The sequence below is a fragment of the Meridianimarinicoccus roseus genome (assembly GCF_003172915.1).
Classification (GTDB): domain Bacteria; phylum Pseudomonadota; class Alphaproteobacteria; order Rhodobacterales; family Rhodobacteraceae; genus Meridianimarinicoccus; species Meridianimarinicoccus roseus.
On record NZ_QGKU01000067.1, the window covers coordinates 1 to 22,545 of the forward strand.

At 63.4% G+C, this 22,545-nt stretch carries 18 protein-coding genes and 1 tRNA gene; 15 read left to right on the forward strand and 4 right to left on the reverse strand.

Annotated features, from left to right (window positions below; translation table 11 throughout):
- Positions 1 to 1,176: elongation factor Tu (gene tuf / locus DKT77_RS19640; RefSeq protein WP_109812287.1), on the forward strand; the 1,176-nt coding region annotated here is incomplete at its 5' end.
- 87 nt (positions 1,177 to 1,263) lie between these two features.
- Here tuf (DKT77_RS19640) and DKT77_RS19645 read toward each other — a convergent pair.
- Together DKT77_RS19645 and DKT77_RS19650 are read right to left on the reverse strand one after the other, a co-directional pair.
- Positions 1,264 to 1,521, reverse strand: coding sequence for a hypothetical protein (locus tag DKT77_RS19645; RefSeq protein ID WP_109813343.1), 258 nt, complete (start codon positions 1,519 to 1,521; stop codon positions 1,264 to 1,266).
- Positions 1,522 to 1,957: 436 nt separating this feature from the next.
- Positions 1,958 to 2,494 carry a peptide-methionine (R)-S-oxide reductase gene (locus tag DKT77_RS19650; RefSeq protein ID WP_109813344.1) on the reverse strand — a complete coding sequence of 179 codons (537 nt, stop codon included), beginning with the start codon at positions 2,492 to 2,494 and terminating at the stop codon, positions 1,958 to 1,960.
- Positions 2,495 to 2,666: 172 nt separating this feature from the next.
- Here DKT77_RS19650 and DKT77_RS19655 point away from each other — a divergent pair.
- Positions 2,667 to 2,742, forward strand: a tRNA-Trp gene (locus DKT77_RS19655).
- 39 nt (positions 2,743 to 2,781) lie between these two features.
- Here DKT77_RS19655 and DKT77_RS19660 read toward each other — a convergent pair.
- Both DKT77_RS19660 and DKT77_RS19665 read right to left on the reverse strand, forming a co-directional pair.
- The gene (locus DKT77_RS19660) at positions 2,782 to 3,627 is read right to left on the reverse strand and encodes an NgoMIV family type II restriction endonuclease (protein ID WP_109813345.1); all 846 of its coding nucleotides are present in this window, start codon (positions 3,625 to 3,627) and stop codon (positions 2,782 to 2,784) included.
- Positions 3,627 to 4,652, reverse strand: coding sequence for a DNA cytosine methyltransferase (locus DKT77_RS19665; RefSeq protein ID WP_238548055.1), 1,026 nt, complete (start codon positions 4,650 to 4,652; stop codon positions 3,627 to 3,629). Before DKT77_RS19665 ends, DKT77_RS19660 begins: the two co-directional genes overlap by 1 nt.
- Positions 4,653 to 4,804: 152 nt before the next feature.
- Here DKT77_RS19665 and secE point away from each other — a divergent pair, with 152 nt between their 5' ends.
- From secE to tuf (DKT77_RS19730), 13 genes are all read left to right on the forward strand, one after another.
- Positions 4,805 to 5,005 carry a preprotein translocase subunit SecE gene (gene secE / locus DKT77_RS19670; RefSeq protein WP_109813346.1) on the forward strand — a complete coding sequence of 67 codons (201 nt, stop codon included), beginning with the start codon at positions 4,805 to 4,807 and terminating at the stop codon, positions 5,003 to 5,005.
- Between the two features lie 184 nt (positions 5,006 to 5,189).
- A complete protein-coding gene (nusG, locus tag DKT77_RS19675) occupies positions 5,190 to 5,723 on the forward strand; it encodes a transcription termination/antitermination protein NusG (protein ID WP_109813347.1) in 534 nt (177 codons plus the stop codon).
- Positions 5,724 to 5,830: 107 nt separating this feature from the next.
- Positions 5,831 to 6,259, forward strand: a complete 429-nt coding sequence (rplK, locus tag DKT77_RS19680; RefSeq protein WP_109813348.1) for a 50S ribosomal protein L11 — start codon at positions 5,831 to 5,833, stop codon at positions 6,257 to 6,259.
- A gap of 3 nt (positions 6,260 to 6,262) precedes the next feature.
- Entirely contained in the window at positions 6,263 to 6,967 is a 705-nt protein-coding gene (gene rplA, locus DKT77_RS19685; protein WP_109813349.1) for a 50S ribosomal protein L1, read from the forward strand.
- Between the two features lie 265 nt (positions 6,968 to 7,232).
- A complete protein-coding gene (rplJ, locus tag DKT77_RS19690; protein ID WP_109813350.1) occupies positions 7,233 to 7,751 on the forward strand; it encodes a 50S ribosomal protein L10 in 519 nt (172 codons plus the stop codon).
- A gap of 68 nt (positions 7,752 to 7,819) precedes the next feature.
- Positions 7,820 to 8,197 carry a 50S ribosomal protein L7/L12 gene (gene rplL / locus DKT77_RS19695; RefSeq protein ID WP_109813351.1) on the forward strand — a complete coding sequence of 126 codons (378 nt, stop codon included), beginning with the start codon at positions 7,820 to 7,822 and terminating at the stop codon, positions 8,195 to 8,197.
- A gap of 236 nt (positions 8,198 to 8,433) precedes the next feature.
- On the forward strand, positions 8,434 to 12,567 hold the full coding sequence (gene rpoB, locus DKT77_RS19700) for a DNA-directed RNA polymerase subunit beta (protein ID WP_109813352.1): 4,134 nt from the start codon (positions 8,434 to 8,436) through the stop codon (positions 12,565 to 12,567).
- 88 nt (positions 12,568 to 12,655) lie between these two features.
- Entirely contained in the window at positions 12,656 to 16,912 is a 4,257-nt protein-coding gene (gene rpoC / locus DKT77_RS19705; protein ID WP_109813353.1) for a DNA-directed RNA polymerase subunit beta', read from the forward strand.
- Positions 16,913 to 17,091: 179 nt separating this feature from the next.
- Positions 17,092 to 17,973 carry a DMT family transporter gene (locus DKT77_RS19710; RefSeq protein WP_109813354.1) on the forward strand — a complete coding sequence of 294 codons (882 nt, stop codon included), beginning with the start codon at positions 17,092 to 17,094 and terminating at the stop codon, positions 17,971 to 17,973.
- 297 nt (positions 17,974 to 18,270) lie between these two features.
- On the forward strand, positions 18,271 to 18,642 hold the full coding sequence (gene rpsL / locus DKT77_RS19715) for a 30S ribosomal protein S12 (RefSeq protein ID WP_008182915.1): 372 nt from the start codon (positions 18,271 to 18,273) through the stop codon (positions 18,640 to 18,642).
- A 12-nt stretch (positions 18,643 to 18,654) separates the two neighbouring features.
- Positions 18,655 to 19,125 carry a 30S ribosomal protein S7 gene (rpsG, locus tag DKT77_RS19720; RefSeq protein WP_109813355.1) on the forward strand — a complete coding sequence of 157 codons (471 nt, stop codon included), beginning with the start codon at positions 18,655 to 18,657 and terminating at the stop codon, positions 19,123 to 19,125.
- 21 nt (positions 19,126 to 19,146) lie between these two features.
- Positions 19,147 to 21,288, forward strand: a complete 2,142-nt coding sequence (gene fusA / locus DKT77_RS19725) for an elongation factor G (RefSeq protein WP_109813356.1) — start codon at positions 19,147 to 19,149, stop codon at positions 21,286 to 21,288.
- Between the two features lie 85 nt (positions 21,289 to 21,373).
- Positions 21,374 to 22,545, forward strand: a 1,172-nt coding sequence (tuf, locus tag DKT77_RS19730) for an elongation factor Tu (RefSeq protein ID WP_109810035.1), incomplete at its 3' end; no start/stop codon positions are given.

Genomic DNA, 22,545 nt, shown 5'->3' on the forward strand with positions numbered 1-22,545 from the left:
ATGGCAAAGGCAAAGTTTGAACGGAACAAGCCGCACGTGAACATCGGCACGATCGGCCATGTTGACCACGGCAAGACGACGCTGACGGCGGCGATCACGAAGTATTTCGGCGAATTCCGTGCATACGACCAGATCGACGGCGCGCCGGAGGAGAAGGCGCGCGGGATCACGATCTCGACGGCGCACGTTGAATACGAGACCGAGAACCGGCACTACGCGCATGTGGACTGCCCCGGCCACGCCGACTACGTGAAGAACATGATCACGGGCGCGGCGCAGATGGACGGCGGTATTCTGGTGGTGAACGCGGCGGACGGCCCGATGCCGCAGACCCGCGAGCACATCCTCCTGGCGCGCCAGGTCGGCGTTCCGGCGCTTGTGGTGTTCCTGAACAAGGTCGACCAGGTGGACGACGAGGAGCTTCTGGAGCTCGTCGAGATGGAAGTGCGCGAGCTTCTGTCGGATTACGACTTCCCGGGCGACGACATTCCGATCATCGCGGGCTCTGCGCTGGCGGCGATGGAAGGCCGTGACAACGCGATCGGCGAGGACAAGATCCGCGAACTGATGGCGGCCGTGGACGAGTACATCCCGACGCCGGAGCGCCCGATCGACCAGCCGTTCCTGATGCCGATCGAGGACGTGTTCTCGATTTCCGGCCGTGGTACGGTGGTGACCGGCCGCGTGGAGCGCGGCGTGATCAACGTGGGCGACGAGATCGAGATCGTGGGCATCCGCGACACAAAGAAGACGACCTGCACGGGCGTCGAGATGTTCCGCAAGCTGCTGGATCGCGGCGAGGCGGGCGACAACATCGGCGCGCTGCTGCGCGGTGTGGACCGTGAGGGCGTGGAGCGCGGGCAGGTCCTGTGCAAGCCCGGCTCGGTGAAGCCGCACGCGAAGTTCGAGGCCGAGGCCTACATCCTGACGAAGGAAGAGGGCGGCCGTCACACGCCGTTCTTCGCGAACTACCGCCCGCAGTTCTACTTCCGCACGACGGACGTGACCGGGACGGTGACGCTGGCCGAGGGGACCGAGATGGTGATGCCGGGCGACAACGTGTCGTTCCAGGTGGAACTGATCGCGCCGATCGCGATGGAAGAAAAGCTCCGCTTCGCCATCCGCGAAGGCGGCCGCACCGTCGGCGCCGGCGTGGTGTCGAAAATCCTCGATTGAGCGGAGCGCGACATCGCGGGGTCAGACCCGCGCAGCGAAACAGGAAAGGGCGCCGCCAGGCGCCCTTTTTCGCGTCCGGGGCGGCGCTTATTCGGCGTCCAGAAGCCGTTCGATCTTGCTGCGGTCGGTGGCTGTCATGCCGCTTTCCAGCACGCCCTTGATCTCGGCAATCTGGCCGAGCGTCAGGTTGGACACGTTCGAGGTGTCGAAGCCTTCCACGCGCAGCGCGTTGACGACCGACTGGGTGAGCATGTCGAGTTCCTGCTCCATGGCCTGGCTGGCGGGCGCGAGCGCGGTCAGGCCCAGGGTTGCGGCAGTGGCGAAGATGGCGATGGTGCGTTTCATGGTGTTGTTCCTTTGCTTCTGCGTTGTGCCAGGGCGTCCGTCGCGGCTGGCCCGGTCTGGGTCGCACATCGGCGGGTCGCGGTTAAGTCACTGGAATGCGATGAAATATTTCAGATCACTGGCACGGGAACGTGATTTCCCGTGGCCTTGCGCGCATGTCTTTGCTCGAAACATGGCACTGCGCTGCAGTTCCGCCGGTTGGTCACGCCCCGGTCTGCTGCATTTCCGTCACGGGGCCGTGCGCGGCCGTGCGTCCCCGTGCTGCCGCCGTGAGCGCCATGTGAGCGCAGCGGCACGTCAGGGTGCCGGGAGGCGGGCCTTGACGTTTTGGTGAATGACGTGATCCCGAGCGGCCGTGAGCGGCGCGCGGCGCCGCATACGAAAAACCCGGCCACAGAGGCCGGGCCGGAACGGTGAATCGGTAGCGGATACTGTGTCAGGCCGGGGTGAAGCGCAGGCTGGTGCCGTTGATGCAGTGCAAGACTGATCCTTCGACCAGCAGAACATGCCCCAGATGACTTCCGCACCGCCTGCAATGCGCTTCGATCATGGTGGTGTCGTCGTCCGGGGACATGCCGTAGGAGGGGACTGGTCCGTCGATGCCGGTCAGCACCGCGTCGCGCTCGCTGTGACGGAAAAACGCCCAGCCCTTTGGCACCGACACCTTCCACGCGGCGCTGTAGATCAGAAGATCGCATCCCCGGCAACAATACGTTCCGTCCCGGTCCTCTTGCCAGAGCGGGCTGGAGGCCGGTAGTTCGGTGCCGCCTTCGCGCAGTATGCGGTATTCCGCCGGAGTTAGCCGCGCTTTCCATTCAGTGTCGCTGCGCGTGACCTCGTAGCGGAAGGGTGGTGTTTCCGATGCGGCGGCGGGCCGGTGTGTGAACCCGGCCATGGTGCCGAGCAGACCAGTGGCAAGGATGGTGCGCCGGTTAAGCCCGGCGCGACCGTGTGTGATTGGGTGATGTGCCATTGCGGTACCTCCTGGTGGCAGGATAGGGCGCGACGCCGCTCCGCGGAACGCAAGAGGATGCGAGCCGCCGTGTGGCCTGCGTCGCGTCGGCGTGAAGCGCGGGGGCGGGCACTGTGCAGTGCGGTTTGCCCTTGATGCCGTTCCGGTTTCACCGTATCCACAGCGTCGGCCTAGGGGTTTAGCTCAGTTGGTAGAGCATCGGTCTCCAAAACCGAGGGTCGTGGGTTCGAGTCCCTCAGCCCCTGCCAGGCATAATTTCGGACAGTGCAGACGCGCCGCGTCGCCGCTCAGGTCACGAGGTCGAGCGGCAGATCGGATATGTCGCGCAGGCGCTTGCCATCCACCATCATGTCCAGAAGATCGAGCGTGTCGTCACGATGCTGCGCTTCCAGCGCTGCGCGCAGTTCATACAAGGCGAAGTGATAGATACAGTCGATATCGCCTGTCCCAAGCGCAAGCGAGGCCAGCCGTGCGGGGGCGGGTTCCGCGGTGATGACTGCGATATGGGGCAGGCGCCCCTTGCGGTTGCGCACGAGGTTCAGCCCTTCGGACCGGGCATTCTGCGCCCGGTCGCTGCGGAGGGTCCACTTGCAACTGATGGAGGCGTGCAGCGTCGACATGGCATTGTTGCGGCTTCGTAGGCTGCTGAGCCGTCCCGCGCCGTCATCCACCAGCCGTTCATGGGCGTTCAGAACCGTGTCCGGCACCGGGTGGCGTGATATCAAGATATCGGGCTTGATGAGATAGTCTGACCCAAGCGCCGTCGCGATCTCACGGTTGGCGCGGGCGATAGCTTCGAGGTCGTCGAGATGCGCGTACTGGTCGAACTGCGCGATCCCGCCGCCCTTTCGCACCTCGAAACGCCCCGGGCGAAGGTGGCCGAGGCGCGCGAAGCACAGGGCAAGGAATTCGGCGCAGACACCTTCGAAGTCCGCGCCCGCGGTCTGCCCGGCCAGCTTGGAGGCGGTCTGCGCCGGGCCAAGCTGTTCAAGGATCGCACTGGCGATGGCAATGCTGGGCCGACTGGAACGGTCCGCGTTGCTGGGCACGCCGTTGTCGCTGCGCGTCAGGATGCCGGCCAGCAAGGTCGCGTGAAAGGTGCGCCGGGCCTCTGTAAGCCAGGCGTCGGCCATCAGGCGACGACCGACACCGACCGGCGCTGCGTGATGGCCAGCGCGATCTGGCGGCCTACCGCGGCCGCGACAGGGGGCGGAAAGGCGTTGCCGACCTGCCGGTAGGCGGGGGTCTTGCGGCCCGAGAACTTCCAGTCGTCGGGAAAGCCTTGCAGGCGGGCGACCATGCGCACCGTCAGTCGCGGCATTCCGACGAAATCCGGGTCCGGCGCCTGGTCGGCGATGCCCAGTCCGTCCACGCCCAGTGTTGACCAGGCGCGCTTTGCGCGGGTTGGGCCGAGATCTGGGCCGCCGTGCTTCTTCGATCCGCCGACGATGGTCGGCGCGATGTCGTCGGCGCGCGCGGCCCATGTCTGCGCCCCGCCCCAGCCCCGTTCCGCCATCAGGTCCACCAGCGTGCGCCCGACGCTCGCGGGAGAGACGCCGGTGCCCACGGGCCATGAAAAGCCATCCGCCAGATCGCTGCGAATCGCTACGATCACCACGCGCGGCCGCAATTGCGGCACGCCGAAATCCGACGCGTTGAACAGGTGCCAGTCGGTGACATAGCCCATCCGCGCGAGTTGCCGTTTCAGTTTCTGCCGGTAATCCGCGAACACCGCGTCGAGAAATCCGCGTACGTTCTCGATCATAACGGCGCGGGGACGGGTTTCTTCGATCACGCGCAGGGCAGCGGGAAAGAGGTTGCGTTCGTCTGCATGGCCCAGTTGCTTGCCTGCGACCGAGAAGGGTGGGCAGGGCAGCCCGCCGGCCAGAAGGTCGATGCCTTCATGCGCACGGGCATCGAATTTCGAAAGGTCCGCCTGTTCGCCCTGCACCACGGTCCAGTCCGGGCGGTTGAGCGAAAGCGTGTCGCGGCAATGCCTATCGATCTCCACCAGCGCGGTATGGTCATAACCCGCCTGTTCCAGCCCGAGCGCCTGTCCGCCTGCGCCCGCGCACAGTTCAAGTGAAGTCAGCCCCGCTGTCATGTCCGTGTCGCTTCCCGCCCGCTCCAGCCTTGCCTGCGTCGCCGCTGCGGCCATTGATTGTTCTTCTTCTGTTCCATGCCATACTTCGCTGTCGATGTTAAGCCGTTCCCGGTGATTTCGCGCTCTTTGTCCGGCGGGCGGCGGGCGGTCTTGAAACGCAGGGGCAAAACGCGTATCTGCCGCCCATCGTGCGAAAGGACAGGGCCATGGCCACCACCAATCCGTTTCAGTTTATCCAGCAGGTCCGCACCGAGGTGGGCAAGATCGCGTGGCCCGGTCAGCGCGAGGTGCTGGTGACCAGTGCGATGGTTCTGGTGATGTCCACGCTTACGGCGATCTTCTTTTTCTTCGTCGACTGGGCGATCCGCAGCGGACTGGCCTTCACGCTGACCACCTTTGGCAGCTGAACGCGGAGGGCAATTCGCTCTTGTCAAGCGTGGCGTGAGGGTCTAGCACACGCCGGTGTTTCCGGTTCGGGCGTGCAATGATTCGTTGCGCGCCGATTTTTTCTTCCGGAACGACAACGCGTAAATGCGGGCAGACACGGGGCCTTCACGGGTCTTGGCGGTAATTCAAGGGGCGGCAGGCACGATGGCGAAACGGTGGTATTCGGTAAGCGTTCTCTCGAATTTCGAGAAGAAGATCGCCGAGCAGATCCGCACCGAGGCCGTCGAGAAGGGCCTTGAGGACGAGATCGAGGAAGTTCTGGTTCCGGAAGAGGAAGTGATAGAGATCCGCCGCGGCAAGAAAGTCACCGTGCCGCGCCGCTTCATGCCTGGCTACGTATTGGTCCGGATGGAGATGACGGATCGCGGGTATCACCTGATCAACTCGATCAACCGCGTGACCGGGTTCCTTGGGCCGCAGGGCAAGCCCCTGCCGATGCGTGATGCCGAAGTGAACCACATCCTGAACCGTGTGCAGGAGGGCGAGGAAGCCCCGCGCACGCTGATCCATTTCGAGATCGGCGAGAAGGTGAAGGTAAACGACGGGCCGTTCGAAGATTTCGACGGCATGGTCGAAGAAGTGGACGAAGACAACCAGCGCCTGAAGGTGATGGTGTCGATCTTCGGCCGGGAAACCCCGGTCGAGCTGGAATTCACGCAGGTCACCAAGCAGGCCTGATGTGAGCTTTGCGCGGGAGGCGAGCCGGGCGCGCCCGGCGGACCGCACCGCGCCAACCGTAGCCGCCCCGTCGCGTCGGGCGCGGTGTTGAAAGAAGGAGAGGCCAGATGGCCAAGAAACTCGTCGGGAAGATGAAGCTGCAGGTGAAAGCCGGGCAAGCCAATCCCAGCCCGCCCGTCGGCCCTGCCTTGGGTCAGCGCGGCATCAACATCATGGAATTCTGCAAGGCGTTCAACGCCAAGACGCAGGACATGGAGCCGGGCGCGCCGTGCCCGACCGTGATCAGCTACTACCAGGACAAGTCCTTCACGATGGAAATCAAGACGCCGCCCGCGTCTTACTACCTCAAGAAGGCTGCCAAGCTGAAATCCGGTGCCAAGACCCCCTCGCGGGAAACCGCAGGCTACGTCACCACGAAGCAGGTGCGCGAGATCGCCGAAGCCAAGATGAAGGATCTCAGCGCCACCGACGTGGAAGCCGCAATGAAGATCATCCTGGGCTCCGCCCGGTCGATGGGCATCGAGGTGAAGGGGTAAATCATGGCCAAGATTGGTAAACGCACCAAGGCGGCCCGCGCCGCATTCGTCGGCAAGGAAGACCTGACCGTCGAGGACGCCATCGCATTGGTGAAGGGCAACGCTTCGGCCAAGTTCGACGAGACTGTCGAGATCGCCATGAACCTCGGCGTCGATCCCCGCCACGCGGACCAGATGGTGCGCGGCGTCGTCACGCTGCCCAACGGCACCGGCAAGACCGTGCGCGTCGCCGTCTTCGCCCGAGGCGCGAAGGCCGATGAAGCGACCGCAGCGGGTGCTGACATCGTGGGCGCAGAAGACCTGATGGAGACGATCCAATCCGGCAAGATCGAGTTCGACCGTTGCATCGCGACGCCGGATATGATGCCGATTGTGGGTCGTCTCGGCAAGATCCTCGGCCCGCGCAACCTGATGCCGAACCCCAAGGTCGGCACGGTGACTATGGACGTCGAGACCGCCGTGAAGAACGCGAAGGGTGGCGAGGTCCAGTTCAAGGTTGAGAAGGCCGGTGTCGTGCATGCCGGTGTCGGCAAGGCGTCCTTCGCCCCCGAACAACTGGCCCAGAACGTCCGCGCCTTTGTCGATGCCGTGGCCAAGGCGAAGCCCGCCGGTGCGAAGGGCGCGTATCTTAAGAAGATCGCGCTCAGCTCCACCATGGGGCCGGGCGTGTCGGTGAGCGTCGACAACGCGGCCGCCGCCGCGAAGTGAGAATTTGGCGGGGTGACCCGCCAGATGGCGGGGCCTTCGGGCCCTGTCCTGTCCGAGACGGAGGGTGCGTCGCCACGCGGCCGAAAGGCTGGCACGGCGGGGCTTAATGTCCTTCCTGAGATGGGGATCGAGACATTTCTCTGGGGCTGGCGCAGCCATGCTCTCGGGCGATCTTCTCGGGACCCAGTGTTGAGGACCCGAACGCCGGGCGCAAGCCCGGCACACGTGAGCCGAGGGGGAGACCTCTCAAACTTGGAGTAAAACTGTGGATAGAGCCCAGAAAGAGAAAGTGGTCGAGGAACTCGGCCAGATCTTCGAAAGCTCTGGCGTTGTGGTGGTTGCCCACTACACGGGTCTTACGGTTGCCGAGATGCAGGATCTGCGGGCGCGCATGCGCGAAGCTGGCGGATCCGTGCGTGTTGCCAAGAACAGGCTCGCCAAGATCGCCCTTGAGGGCAAGCCGTGCGCAAGCATCGGTTCGCTTCTGACGGGCATGACCGTGCTTTCCTATTCCGAAGACCCCGTGGCAGCAGCCAAGGTGGCCGAGGATTTCGCCAAGGATAACAAGAAATTCGAGATTCTTGGCGGCGCAATGGGAAGCACGGCTCTGGACCGGGCCGGTGTCGAGGCCGTGTCGAAAATGCCGTCGCGCGAGGAGCTTATCGCTTCCATCGTCGGCTGCATCGGCGCGCCTGCTTCGAACATCGCCGGTGCGATTGGCGCCCCTGCTTCGAACATCGCAAGCATCCTTTCGACAATCGAGGAGCGCGGCGAGGCCGCGTGACGCAAGATCCCGTGTGGCGGTTGCCGTTCACGCGTTGGAACACACCTTATTGAGACGGAACAGAGAAAATGGCTGATCTGAAAGCACTCGCCGAATCCATCGTCAACCTGACGCTGCTTGAGGCACAAGAACTGAAAACCATCCTGAAGGATGAATACGGCATCGAACCCGCAGCGGGCGGCGCCGTCATGATGGCCGGCCCGGCTGCCGATGCAGGCGAAGCCGCCGAAGAGCAGACCGAATTCGACGTGATCCTGAAGAGCGCAGGCGCGGAGAAGATCAAGGTCATCAAGGAAGTCCGCGGCATCACAGGTCTTGGCCTGAAAGAAGCCAAGGAACTGGTCGAAGCCGGTGGCAAGGCCGTCAAGGAGCAGGTCTCCAAGGACGAAGCCAACGACATCAAGGCGAAGCTCGAAGCCGTCGGCGCCGAGATCGAACTCAAGTGATTGCGCAGGGCCGGTCGGCCCACGCATGACTCACAGGGCTGGGTCCGGCGTTTGCCGGGCTCAGCCGTCCGCGTCTTGGAAAGCCCCCTTCAGGGGACTTCCCAGGGGGCGGACCGGTCGGGAGGCACCCCCTGGGAAGGGTGCCGGGCATAGACCGATCCCCTTCATGTTTCAGGGATGCACCCCGTGGCCCCGGCGGTGGATGCGTTCCGGCGAAACGAAAGGCAGCGAGACACATGGCGCAAACCTATCTTGGCCAGAAGCGGCTCCGGAAGTATTACGGCAAGATCCGCGAAGTTCTGAAAATGCCGAACCTCATCGAGGTTCAGAAATCTTCTTATGACCTTTTCCTGCGTTCCGGCGACAGCGAGGTGCCGCTTGACGGCGAAGGCCTCAAGGGTGTGTTCCAGTCGGTCTTCCCGATCAAGGATTTCAACGAGACCAGCGTTCTCGAGTTCGTCAGCTACGAACTGGAAAAGCCGAAATACGACGTTGAGGAATGCCAGCAGCGCGACATGACTTATGCCGCGCCGCTGAAGGTGACGCTCCGCCTGATCGTGTTCGACGTGGACGAGGACACGGGCGCAAAGTCGGTCAAGGACATCAAGGAACAGGATGTGTTCATGGGCGATATGCCGCTCATGACCCCGAACGGCACGTTCATCGTGAACGGCACCGAACGCGTGATCGTGTCCCAGATGCACCGCAGCCCGGGCGTGTTCTTCGACCACGACAAGGGCAAGACCCATTCGTCGGGCAAGCTGCTTTTCGCCTGCCGCATCATCCCTTATCGGGGCTCTTGGCTTGATTTCGAATTCGACGCCAAGGATCTGGTCTACGCGCGTATCGACCGTCGCCGCAAGCTGCCCGTGACGACGCTGCTTTATGCGCTGGGTCTGGATCAGGAAGGCATCATGGATGCCTATTACGACACCGTGACCTACACCAAGGATGGCAACCGCGGCTGGGTGACCAAGTTCTTCCCGGAACGGGTCCGCGGCACGCGTCCGACCTTCGATCTTGTCGACGCCGCCACCGGCGAAGTGATCGCCGAGGCGGGCCAGAAGGTCACGCCGCGCCAGGTCAAGAAGCTGATCGACGAAGGGTCGGTTAAGAACCTGTTGGTCCCGTTCGACATGATCTTGGGCAAATTCGTCGCCAAAGACATCATCAACGAGGAAACCGGCGCGATCTATGTCGAGGCCGGGGACGAGTTGACCTGGGAGACCGACAAGGACGGCGAGGTGACCGGCGGGTCGCTGAAAGAACTGCTGGACGCGGGTATCACCGACATCCCGGTTCTGGACATCGACAACATCAATGTCGGCCCGTACATCCGCAACACCATGGCGGTTGACAAGAACATGGGCCGCGACACCGCGCTCATGGACATCTACCGCGTGATGCGTCCGGGTGAACCGCCGACCGTCGAGGCCGCGAGCAACCTGTTCGACACGTTGTTCTTCGACAGCGAACGCTATGACCTGTCCGCTGTGGGCAGGGTCAAGATGAACATGCGCCTGAATCTGACCGCCGAGGACACGCAGCGCACCCTGCGCCGCGAGGATATCGTCGCCTGCATCAAGGCGCTGATGGAACTGCGCGACGGCAAGGGCGACATCGACGACATCGACCACCTGGGCAATCGCCGCGTGCGGTCGGTCGGCGAATTGATGGAGAATCAGTATCGCGTCGGCCTGCTGCGCATGGAGCGCGCGATCAAGGAGCGCATGTCCTCGGTCGAGATCGACACGGTCATGCCGCAGGACCTGATCAACGCCAAGCCGGCGGCGGCCGCGGTGCGGGAATTCTTCGGCTCCAGCCAGCTGTCGCAGTTCATGGACCAGACCAATCCGCTGTCCGAAGTGACGCACAAGCGGCGTCTTTCGGCGCTTGGGCCGGGCGGTCTGACGCGCGAGCGTGCGGGCTTCGAAGTGCGTGACGTGCACACCACTCACTATGGCCGGATGTGCCCGATCGAGACGCCGGAAGGCCCGAACATCGGTCTGATCAACAGCCTTGCGACCTTCGCGCGGGTGAACAAGTACGGTTTCATCGAAACTCCGTATCGCGTCGTCAAGGACGGTCAGGTCACGGACGAAGTGCACTACATGTCCGCGACCGAGGAAATGCGCCATACCGTGGCGCAGGCCAACGCCACGCTGGACGAAAATGGCTTTCTCGTGAACGACATGGTCAACACCCGCCAGTCGGGTGACTACACCATGTCGCCGCGCGAAAGCGTCGACCTGATCGACGTCTCTCCCAAGCAGCTTGTGTCGGTCGCGGCATCGCTCATTCCGTTTCTGGAGAACGACGACGCCAACCGCGCGCTGATGGGCTCGAACATGATGCGTCAGGCCCTGCCGCTGCTGCAGGCCGAAGCGCCGCTTGTCGGCACAGGGATCGAGGAAATCGTCGCCCGCGACAGCGGGGCCGCCATCGTGGCGCGCCGCGCCGGCGTCATCGACCAGGTGGACGCCACGCGGATCGTTATCCGCGCGTCCGGCAATCTGGACCCGTCCGACCCGGGCGTCGACATCTACCGCCTGCGCAAGTTTCAGCGTTCGAACCAGAACAGCTGCATCAACCAGCGTCCGCTGGTGAAGGTGGGAGATACGGTCGAGAAGGACGAGGTTATCGCGGACGGCCCCTGCACCGACATGGGCGAACTTGCCGTCGGCAAGAACGTGATTGTCGCGTTCATGCCGTGGAATGGCTACAACTACGAGGACTCGATCCTGATTTCGGAGCGGATCGTGCGCGATGACGTCTTCACCTCGGTGCATATCGAGGAATTCGAAGTTGCGGCGCGGGACACCAAGCTGGGGCCGGAAGAGATCACCCGCGACATTCCCAACGTCGGCGAGGAGGCGCTGCGCAACCTCGACGAAGCGGGCATTGTCTATATCGGCGCCGAAGTGGGGCCGGGAGACATTCTTGTGGGCAAGATCACCCCGAAGGGCGAAAGCCCGATGACGCCGGAAGAAAAGCTTCTGCGCGCCATCTTCGGCGAAAAGGCATCTGACGTGCGCGACACGTCGCTTCGCCTGCCGCCGGGGGATTACGGCACGATTGTCGAAGTGCGCGTGTTCAACCGGCACGGCGTCGACAAGGACGAGCGCGCGGTGCAGATCGAGCGCGAGGAAGTCGAACGCCTGGCGCGCGACCGTGACGACGAGATGGCGATCCTGGAGCGCAACATCTACGCGCGTCTGAAGACCCAGATCATGGGCAAGGTCGCGGTCAAGGGTCCGAAGGGCGTCAAGCCTGGCTCCGAGATCACCGAGGATCTTCTGAGCACGTTGAGCCGTGGCCAGTGGTGGCAGCTTGCCCTCGAGGACGAGGCCGAGGCGCAGATCGTCGAAGCGCTGAACGCGCAGTTCGACGCGCAGCGCCGCGCGCTGGAGGCCCGGTTTGAAGACAAGGTGGAAAAGGTCCGCCGTGGGGACGATCTGCCGCCGGGCGTCATGAAGATGGTCAAGGTGTTCGTGGCGGTGAAGCGCAAGCTGCAGCCGGGCGACAAGATGGCCGGCCGTCACGGCAACAAGGGCGTGATCTCGAAGGTGGTCCCGATGGAGGACATGCCGTTCCTCGCGGATGGCACGCCGGTCGATTTCTGCCTCAACCCGTTGGGTGTGCCTTCGCGCATGAACGTCGGGCAGATCCTTGAAACCCACATGGGCTGGGCCAGCCGTGGTCTGGGTATCAAGATCGACGAGGCGCTGCAGGACTACCGGCGCACCGGCGACCTGACCCCGGTCAAGGAGGCCATGCGTATCGGATATGGCGACGACGTCTTCGAAGAAGGCATCGAAGGCATGGACGATGATCGTCTGATCGAGGCAGCGGGCAATGTCACGCGCGGCGTTCCGATCGCGACCCCTGTCTTTGACGGGGCGCGCGAGGAGGGTGTGAACGACGCGCTGCGCCGGGCGGGCTTCGACGAAAGCGGCCAGTCCACGCTCTATGACGGGCGCACGGGCGAAGCGTTCGCGCGCAAGGTCACCGTCGGCGTGAAGTATCTTCTGAAGCTGCACCACCTTGTTGACGACAAAATCCACGCGCGTTCGACCGGGCCTTACAGCCTCGTGACCCAGCAGCCGCTGGGCGGCAAGGCGCAGTTCGGCGGCCAGCGCTTCGGCGAGATGGAGGTCTGGGCGCTGGAAGCCTACGGTGCGGCCTATACGCTGCAGGAGATGCTGACCGTGAAGTCGGATGACGTGGCGGGCCGGACCAAGGTCTACGAGAGCATCGTCAAGGGCGAGGACAATTTCGAGGCCGGCGTGCCGGAGTCGTTCAACGTTCTCGTCAAGGAGGTCCGGGGTCTGGGCCTCAACATGGAACTCCTGGATGCGGAGGAAGACTGACGGCGGACAGGAACCCGCCCTGCGCCGCCTGGCGTAGGGCGGGGATTACCCCACCGCTTTCCCACGCACCCGTTTCAAGGATTTGGAAATGAACCAGGAACTCACGAACAACCCGTTCAACCCGTTGACCCCGCCCAAGGCTTTCGACGAGATCAAGGTATCGCTTGCGTCTCCCGAGCGGATCCTCAGCTGGTCCTTCGGCGAGATCAAGAAACCCGAAACGATCAACTACCGCACGTTCAAACCGGAACGTGACGGTCTGTTCTGCGCGCGCATTTTTGGTCCGATCAAGGACTATGAATGCCTCTGCGGCAAGTACAAGCGGATGAAGTACCGTGGCGTCGTCTGCGAGAAGTGCGGCGTGGAAGTCACGCTGCAGAAGGTCCGCCGAGAACGCATGGGCCACATCGAACTGGCTTCGCCGGTCGCGCATATCTGGTTTCTCAAGTCGCTGCCGTCGCGCATCGGCCTGATGCTGGACATGACCCTTCGGGACCTCGAACGTATTCTGTATTTCGAGAATTACGTGGTGATCGAACCGGGCCTGACCGATCTGACTTACGGCCAGTTGATGACCGAGGAAGAGTTCATGGATGCGCAGGACGCGTATGGCATGGACGCCTTCACTGCCGGCATCGGTGCCGAGGCGATCCGTGACATGCTGTCCCAGATCGATCTGGAGGCCGAAGCGCTGAAACTGCGCGACGAACTGAAGGAAGCCACGGGCGAATTGAAGCCCAAGAAGATCATCAAGCGTTTGAAGGTCGTCGAAAGCTTCCTCGAGTCCGGCAACCGCCCGGAATGGATGGTGCTGACCGTGGTTCCGGTCATTCCGCCGGAACTGCGCCCGCTGGTGCCACTGGATGGCGGCCGCTTCGCCACTTCGGACCTGAACGACCTCTACCGCCGGGTCATCAACCGCAACAACCGACTGAAGCGGCTGATCGAGTTGCGCGCCCCGGACATCATCATCCGGAACGAGAAGCGGATGTTGCAGGAATCCGTCGATGCGCTGTTCGACAACGGCCGTCGCGGCCGCGTCATCACGGGTGCCAACAAGCGTCCGCTGAAATCGCTGTCGGACATGCTCAAGGGCAAGCAGGGCCGTTTCCGCCAGAACCTTCTGGGCAAGCGGGTCGATTTCTCGGGCCGGTCGGTCATCGTGACCGGACCGGAACTGAAGCTGCACCAGTGCGGCCTGCCGAAGAAGATGGCGCTGGAGCTGTTCAAGCCCTTCATCTACTCGCGCCTTGAAGCCAAGGGCCTGTCGTCCACCGTGAAGCAGGCAAAGAAGCTGGTCGAAAAGGAACGCCCCGAGGTCTGGGACATCCTGGACGAGGTGATCCGCGAGCACCCGGTTATGCTGAACCGGGCGCCGACCCTGCACCGGCTGGGCATCCAGGCGTTCGAACCCACGCTGATCGAGGGCAAGGCGATCCAGCTTCACCCGCTGGTGTGTTCGGCCTTCAACGCCGACTTCGACGGCGACCAGATGGCCGTGCACGTCCCGCTGAGCCTTGAGGCGCAGCTGGAAGCGCGCGTCCTGATGATGTCGACGAACAACGTCCTGTCGCCCGCCAACGGCGCGCCGATCATCGTGCCGTCGCAGGACATGGTGCTTGGCCTTTACTACGTGACCCTGATGCGCCAGGGCATGAAGGGCGAAGGCATGATGTTCGCCGACGAGGACGAGGTGCAGCACGCGCTCGATGCGGGCGCGGTGCATCTGCACGCCAAGATCACAGCCCGGATCAAGCAGATCGACGAGACCGGGCAGGAGGTCTATCGCCGCTACGAGACGACTCCGGGCCGCGTGCGGCTGGGTGCGCTTCTGCCGCTGAACGCAAAGGCTCCGTTCGACCTGGTGAACCGGCTGCTGCGCAAGGGCGAAGTGCAGCAGGTCATCGACACCGTCTACCGGTATTGCGGTCAGAAAGAGTCGGTCATCTTCTGCGACCAGATCATGTCGATGGGCTTCAAGGAAGCGTTCAAGGCAGGCATCAGCTTCGGCAAGGACGACATGGTCATTCCGGACGGCAAGTGGCCGATCGTCAATGGTGTGAAGGACCAGGTCAAGGAGTTCGAACAGCAGTACATGGACGGCCTGATCACCCAAGGCGAAAAGTACAACAAGGTGATCGACGCATGGTCCAAGTGTTCCGACCAGGTGGCCGATGCCATGATGGCCGATATTTCGGCCGTGCGGATCGAGGACGGCGTCGAACAGGAGCCGAACTCGGTCTACATGATGGCGCACTCCAAGGCGCGGGGCTCTCCGGCGCAGATGAAGCAGCTTGGTGGGATGCGCGGCCTGATGGCCAAGCCTGACGGGTCGATCATCGAAACGCCGATTATCTCGAACTTCAAGGAAGGTCTGACCGTTCTTGAATACTTCAACTCGACCCACGGTGCCCGGAAGGGTCTGGCCGACACCGCGCTGAAGACGGCGAACTCGGGCTATCTGACCCGTCGTCTCGTTGACGTTGCGCAGGACTGCATCGTGCGTCAGCACGACTGCGGCACCGACAAGGCGATTACTGCAGAAGCGGCGGTCAACGACGGCGAGGTCGTGTCGACGCTGGGCGAGCGCGTGCTTGGCCGCGTGTCGGCGGACGACGTATTGCGCCCCGGCACCGACGAGGTGCTGGTCGCGGCGGGCGAGCTGATCGACGAACGCAAGGCCGACTTGATCGAGGACGCGGCGGTGCAGAAGATGCGCATCCGCAGCCCGCTGACCTGCGAGGCCGAAGAGGGCGTCTGCGCCATGTGCTACGGCCGTGACCTTGCGCGCGGCACGCTGGTGAACCAGGGCGAAGCGGTGGGCATCATCGCCGCGCAGTCCATCGGGGAACCGGGCACGCAGTTGACGATGCGGACCTTCCACATCGGCGGCATTGCGCAGGGTGCGCAGCAGTCGTTCCAGGAAGCCGGCAACGAAGGCACGATCGCCTTCCGCAACGCCACGATCCTGGAAAACACCTCGGGCGAGAAGATCGCCGTGGGCCGCAACATGCAGCTTGCCATCGTCGGCCCCGAGGCCGAAGAGCGCGCCAGCTTCAAGATCGGCTACGGCACGAAGATCTTCGTCGAGGAAGGCCAGCAGGTCGCGCGTGGCACCAAGCTGTTCGAATGGGACCCCTACACCCTGCCGATCATCGCCGAGAAGGCCGGTGTGGCGCGGTTCGTGGACCTTGTTTCGGGCATCGCGGTGCGCGACGTCACCGACGATGCGACCGGCATGACTCAGAAGATCGTGACGGACTGGCGGTCGGCGCCCAAGGGCAACGACCTGAAGCCCGAGATCATCATCATGGACGGCGCAACCGGCGAACCCGTGCGCAATGAGGCGGGCAATCCGGTCAGCTACCCGATGTCGGTGGACGCGATCCTGTCGGTCGAAGACGGTCAGGACATCGCGGTCGGCGACGTCGTCGCGCGCATCCCGCGCGAGGGCGCCAAGACCAAGGACATCACCGGCGGTCTGCCGCGGGTGGCGGAACTGTTCGAGGCGCGACGACCGAAGGATCACGCGATCATTGCCGAGATCGATGGCTATGTGCGCTTCGGCAAGGACTACAAGAACAAGCGTCGCATCGCGATTGAACCGGCGGACGACACGCTGGACGCGGTGGAATACATGGTTCCCAAGGGCAAGCACATCCCGGTCGTCGAGGGCGATTTCGTCCAGAAAGGCGACTACATCATGGATGGCAACCCTGCTCCGCATGATATTCTGCGGATCATGGGGATCGAGGCGCTGGCCGACTACCTGATCAACGAAGTGCAGGATGTCTATCGCCTGCAGGGCGTGAAGATCAATGACAAGCACATCGAGGTGATCGTGCGCCAGATGCTCCAGAAATACGAAGTTCTGGACAGCGGCGAGACGACCCTGCTCAAGGGTGAGCATGTCGACAAGGCCGAACTGGACGAGATGAACGAGAAGGCGCTGAAGGACAACCGGCGCCCGGCCGAGGCGGAGCCGATCCTGCTGGGGATCACCAAGGCATCGCTTCAGACCCGGTCCTTCATCTCGGCGGCGTCGTTCCAGGAAACGACCCGCGTGCTGACCGAAGCCTCGGTGCAGGGCAAGCGCGACAAGCTGATCGGCCTGAAGGAAAACGTCATCGTTGGCCGACTGATCCCGGCCGGCACCGGCGGGGCCAGCAGCAAGGTGCGCCGCATCGCTGCGGAACGTGACCAGAAGGTCATCGCGGCCAAGCAGGCCGAGGCCGAGGCGGCGCTGGCGCTTCAGGCGCCTGCGGAACAGACCGCCGGAGACGTGTTCGGCGGCGATCAGTCCGACGCCGCGCTGGTTGATACGCCGGAAAACCGCGGCGAGTGATCCTGCGGAACAAGTGATCCGAAAGCCCCCGCCATGCGCGGGGGCTTTTGCTTGGGACGGTCTTGCGCGGCCCCGGCGATTCCGGTTGAACGGGGCGCATCGGGCGGTGTCGGCGACGCGGTGGCCCGGACGAACCCCGCGAAAGAAACGCGGCGCCACGGGCCGCATGGAAGGGCAGGATGACGGGCGCGCCTTGGGCGGACAATACGCGCGGCGCAGCGCTTATGACCCTCTGCATGGCGGGCTATGCGCTGAACGACACCTGCATCAAGGCGCTGGCCGACACGATGCCGCTGGGCCAGGTGCTGTTTCTGCGCGGGGTCCTGACCTCGGTTCTGATCGGGGCCTGGGTGGGTTGCCATGGCCTGTGGCGCGTGCACCTGTCCCGGCGCGACTGGAGCCGCGTCGCGCTGCGTACCCTCGGTGAGGTCGGAGCGGCATACTTCTTCATCTCGGCGCTGTTCCACATGCCGCTGGCCAATGCCGTTGCGGTCCTGCAGGCGATACCCCTGACCGTAGCGCTGGCCGCGGCGTTGTTTCTGGGAGAACCGCTGGGTTGGCGCAGGCTTAGCGCGATCTTGCTGGGCTTCGTTGGCGTGCTGCTCATCATCCGGCCAGGCCCGGACGGATTCAATACCTACGCGCTCTATGCCTTGATGGCGGTCGCGGCGGTGACGCTGCGCGACCTGTCCACGCGCAGGCTCGACGGCAGCGTGCCGACGATGACGGTCGTTCTGTTTGCATCGCTCGGCGTGACGGTGCTGGGTGCCGGACTGGGCGGGAGCGAGGTGTGGACCCCGGTGACCGCCCAGGCCGCGACGCTTCTGGTGGCTTCGGCTGCCTTCATCACGGGCGCCTACGTCTGCTCCGTGATGGTCATGCGGGTCGGCGACATCGGCGTGATCGCGCCGTTCCGCTATACCGGACTTCTGTGGTCGATGCTGCTGGGGCTGCTTGCCTTCGGCGATTTCCCGGGCCCTGTCACCCTGCTGGGGGCGGGCATCGTCGTCGCGGCCGGCGTGTTCACCTTCTACCGCGAACGCGCGCTTGCGCGCCGCTGAGGGCGCGGGGGGCTGCGCTGCGGGGTATCGCTGTTGACAACCCCCGCGACTCCCCATATACGCCGCGAAATCGACAGGGGTATGCCCCCTTCGACCCAATGTTATCCGTGGTCACGATCCGGGCCTGACCGCCCCGATCCTCTGAAACCCACCGCGTCGTCACCCGGAAATGGGGGCGGGAGCGGTGTTTGCGTTTGTCCGTATCCTTTGCGGCAGAGGCCACGAGAAGATCAATCCGCGCGTCCTCGGACGTGTGACCGAGACGATGAAGATGAGCAACGCGGGGATAAAACCGGAATGCCAACGATCCAGCAGCTGATCCGCAAGCCGCGGCAGCCCAAAGTGAAACGCTCCAAGTCGCAGCACCTGGAGTCCTGCCCTCAGAAGCGCGGTGTTTGCACGCGCGTCTACACGACCACGCCGAAGAAGCCGAACTCGGCCATGCGGAAAGTGGCCAAGGTGCGGCTGACCAACGGCTTCGAGGTGATCAGCTACATCCCGGGGGAAAGCCACAACCTGCAGGAGCACTCGGTGGTCCTGATCCGCGGGGGCCGCGTGAAAGACCTTCCCGGCGTTCGCTACCACATCCTGCGCGGTGTTCTGGATACCCAGGGCGTCAAAGACCGCAAGCAACGCCGTTCGAAATACGGCGCCAAGCGTCCGAAGTAAGAGGATTACCATATGTCCCGTCGTCACGCTGCCGAGAAGCGCGAAATCCTGCCCGACGCCAAATTCGGCGATCGCGTCCTGACCAAGTTCATGAACAACCTGATGATCGACGGCAAGAAGTCCGTCGCTGAACGCATCGTCTACAATGCGTTCGACCGGGTTGAACAGAAGCTGAAGAAGGCCCCCGTGGAAGTGTTCCACGAGGCGTTGGACAACATCAAGCCCGCCGTCGAGGTTCGCTCGCGCCGCGTGGGTGGTGCCACATACCAGGTGCCCGTCGAAGTCCGGCCCGAACGCCGCGAGGCGCTGGCGATCCGCTGGCTGATCATCGCAAGCCGGAAGCGCAACGAAAACACCATGGAAGAGCGTCTCGCCGGTGAGCTGATCGACGCCGTCCAGGGTCGCGGCACTGCCGTGAAGAAGCGCGAAGACACGCACAAGATGGCCGATGCCAACAAGGCATTCAGCCACTACCGCTGGTAACCAGATCTAGAGGACCGACAAATGTCACGCGAATACTCCCTCGGGCGCTACCGGAACTTCGGGATCATGGCGCATATCGATGCGGGCAAGACCACCTGCACCGAGCGCATCCTGTTCTACACCGGCAAGTCGCACAAGATCGGCGAAGTGCACGATGGCGCTGCGACCATGGACTGGATGGAGCAGGAGCAGGAGCGTGGCATCACGATCACCTCTGCTGCCACAACCACCACTTGGTTCCGCACCGAGGATGGCCAGACCACAACCGGCATCTACGGCGAAACTCCGCAGGAAGCATCGTTCCGGTTCAACATCATCGACACGCCCGGCCACGTTGACTTCACCATCGAAGTCGAACGTTCGCTGGCCGTTCTGGACGGCGCAATCGCCGTTCTGGACGCCAACGCCGGTGTCGAGCCGCAGACAGAAACCGTGTGGCGTCAGGCCGACCGGTACAAGGTTCCGCGCATTGTGTTCGTAAACAAGATGGACAAGATCGGCGCTGACTTCTTCAATTGCGTACGGATGATCAAGGACCGCACCGGTGCCATCCCCGCGCCGATCCAGATGCCAATCGGGGCCGAGGATCAGCTGGAAGGCATCGTGGACCTCGTAACCATGAAGGAATGGGTCTGGAAGGGTGAGGATCTCGGCGCAAGCTGGGTCGTCCAAGACATCCGCGACGAGCTGAAGGACAAAGCCGAAGAGATGCGCGCTGAGCTCATCGAGATCGCCGTCGAAATGGACGACGATGCGATGGAGGCTTATCTCGAAGGCAACGAGCCCGACCTGCCGACCCTGCGCGCGCTGATCCGCAAGGGCACACTGTCGATGTCGTTCGTTCCGATCCTCGCCGGGTCTGCGTTCAAGAACAAGGGTGTCCAGCCGCTGCTGAACGCCGTGATCGACTACCTGCCCGGTCCGCTCGATGTGCCGGCGTACATGGGCTTCTCGCCGGACGACGAGACGGAAACCCGCAACATCGCGCGGCATGCCGATGACGACGAACCGTTCTCGGCTCTGGCGTTCAAGATCATGAACGACCCGTTCGTCGGCTCGCTGACCTTCACCCGCATCTATTCGGGCAAGCTGGCCAAAGGTGACAGCATCCTGAACACGACGAAGGGCAAGAAAGAACGTATCGGCCGGATGATGATGATGCACGCCATCAACCGCACCGAAATCGAAGAGGCGTTCTCGGGCGACATCATCGCGCTTGCCGGTCTTAAGGACACGACCACGGGTGACACGTTGTCTGACAGCAAGTCGCCGGTCGTTCTGGAAACCATGACCTTCCCGGACCCGGTGATCGAGATCGCCGTGGAACCGAAGACGAAGGCGGACCAGGAAAAGATGTCCCAAGGCCTGCAGCGTCTTGCGGCCGAAGACCCGTCGTTCCGCGTGGAAACCGACCTCGAGTCGGGCCAGACGATTATGAAGGGGATGGGGGAACTTCACCTCGACATTCTCGTCGACCGTCTGAAGCGCGAGTTCAAGGTCGAGGCGAACATCGGTGCGCCGCAGGTTGCTTATCGTGAGACCATCGGTCACGAGATCGAACATACCTACACCCACAAGAAGCAGTCGGGTGGGTCGGGCCAGTTCGCCGAGGTGAAGATGATCCTTGCGCCGACGGAGCCGGGCGAAGGTTACTCGTTCGAAAGCCGTATCGTCGGCGGCACAGTGCCGAAGGAATACATTCCCGGTGTGGAAAAGGGCATCAAGTCCGTCATGGACAGCGGTCCGCTTGCCGGCTTCCCGGTCATCGACTTCAAGGTCGCGCTGATCGACGGCAAGTTCCACGACGTGGACTCCAGCGTGCTGGCGTTCGAGATCGCAGCGCGGATGTGCATGCGCGAAGGTCTCAAGCGCGCGGGCGCCAAGCTGCTCGAGCCGATCATGAAGGTCGAGGTCGTGACCCCGGAAGAGTACACCGGCGGTATCATCGGCGACCTGACTTCGCGTCGGGGCATGGTGCAGGGGCAGGATACGCGCGGCAACGCGATTGTCATCAACGCCTTCGTGCCGCTGGCAAACATGTTCGGCTACATCAACACGCTGCGCTCGATGTCTTCGGGCCGCGCCCAGTTCACGATGCTCTTCGATCATTACGAACCGGTCCCCGCGAACATCAGCGAAGAGATCCAGAAGAAATACGCATGACGGGATGGCGGGGTGAACCCCGCCCTACCCAAAGACTGTAGGGCGGGGGAAACCCCGCCGCCCCTTGAGCGAACAGGAGGCCATTATGGCAAAGGCAAAGTTTGAACGGAACAAGCCGCACGTGAACATCGGCACGATCGGCCATGTTGACCACGGCAAGACGACGCTGACGGCGGCGATCACGAAGTATTTCGGCGAATTCCGTGCATACGACCAGATCGACGGCGCGCCGGAGGAGAAGGCGCGCGGGATCACGATCTCGACGGCGCACGTTGAATACGAGACCGAGAACCGGCACTACGCGCATGTGGACTGCCCCGGCCACGCCGACTACGTGAAGAACATGATCACGGGCGCGGCGCAGATGGACGGCGGTATTCTGGTGGTGAACGCGGCGGACGGCCCGATGCCGCAGACCCGCGAGCACATCCTCCTGGCGCGCCAGGTCGGCGTTCCGGCGCTTGTGGTGTTCCTGAACAAGGTCGACCAGGTGGACGACGAGGAGCTTCTGGAGCTCGTCGAGATGGAAGTGCGCGAGCTTCTGTCGGATTACGACTTCCCGGGCGACGACATTCCGATCATCGCGGGCTCTGCGCTGGCGGCGATGGAAGGCCGTGACAACGCGATCGGCGAGGACAAGATCCGCGAACTGATGGCGGCCGTGGACGAGTACATCCCGACGCCGGAGCGCCCGATCGACCAGCCGTTCCTGATGCCGATCGAGGACGTGTTCTCGATTTCCGGCCGTGGTACGGTGGTGACCGGCCGCGTGGAGCGCGGCGTGATCAACGTGGGCGACGAGATCGAGATCGTGGGCATCCGCGACACAAAGAAGACGACCTGCACGGGCGTCGAGATGTTCCGCAAGCTGCTGGATCGCGGCGAGGCGGGCGACAACATCGGCGCGCTGCTGCGCGGTGTGGACCGTGAGGGCGTGGAGCGCGGGCAGGTCCTGTGCAAGCCCGGCTCGGTGAAGCCGCACGCGAAGTTCGAGGCCGAGGCCTACATCCTGACGAAGGAAGAGGGCGGCCGTCACACGCCGTTCTTCGCGAACTACCGCCCGCAGTTCTACTTCCGCACGACGGACGTGACCGGGACGGTGACGCTGGCCGAGGGGACCGAGATGGTGATGCCGGGCGACAACGTGTCGTTCCAGGTGGAACTGATCGCGCCGATCGCGATGGAAGAAAAGCTCCGCTTCGCCATCCGCGAAGGCGGCCGCACCGTCGGCGCCGGCGTGGTGTCGAAAATCCTCGA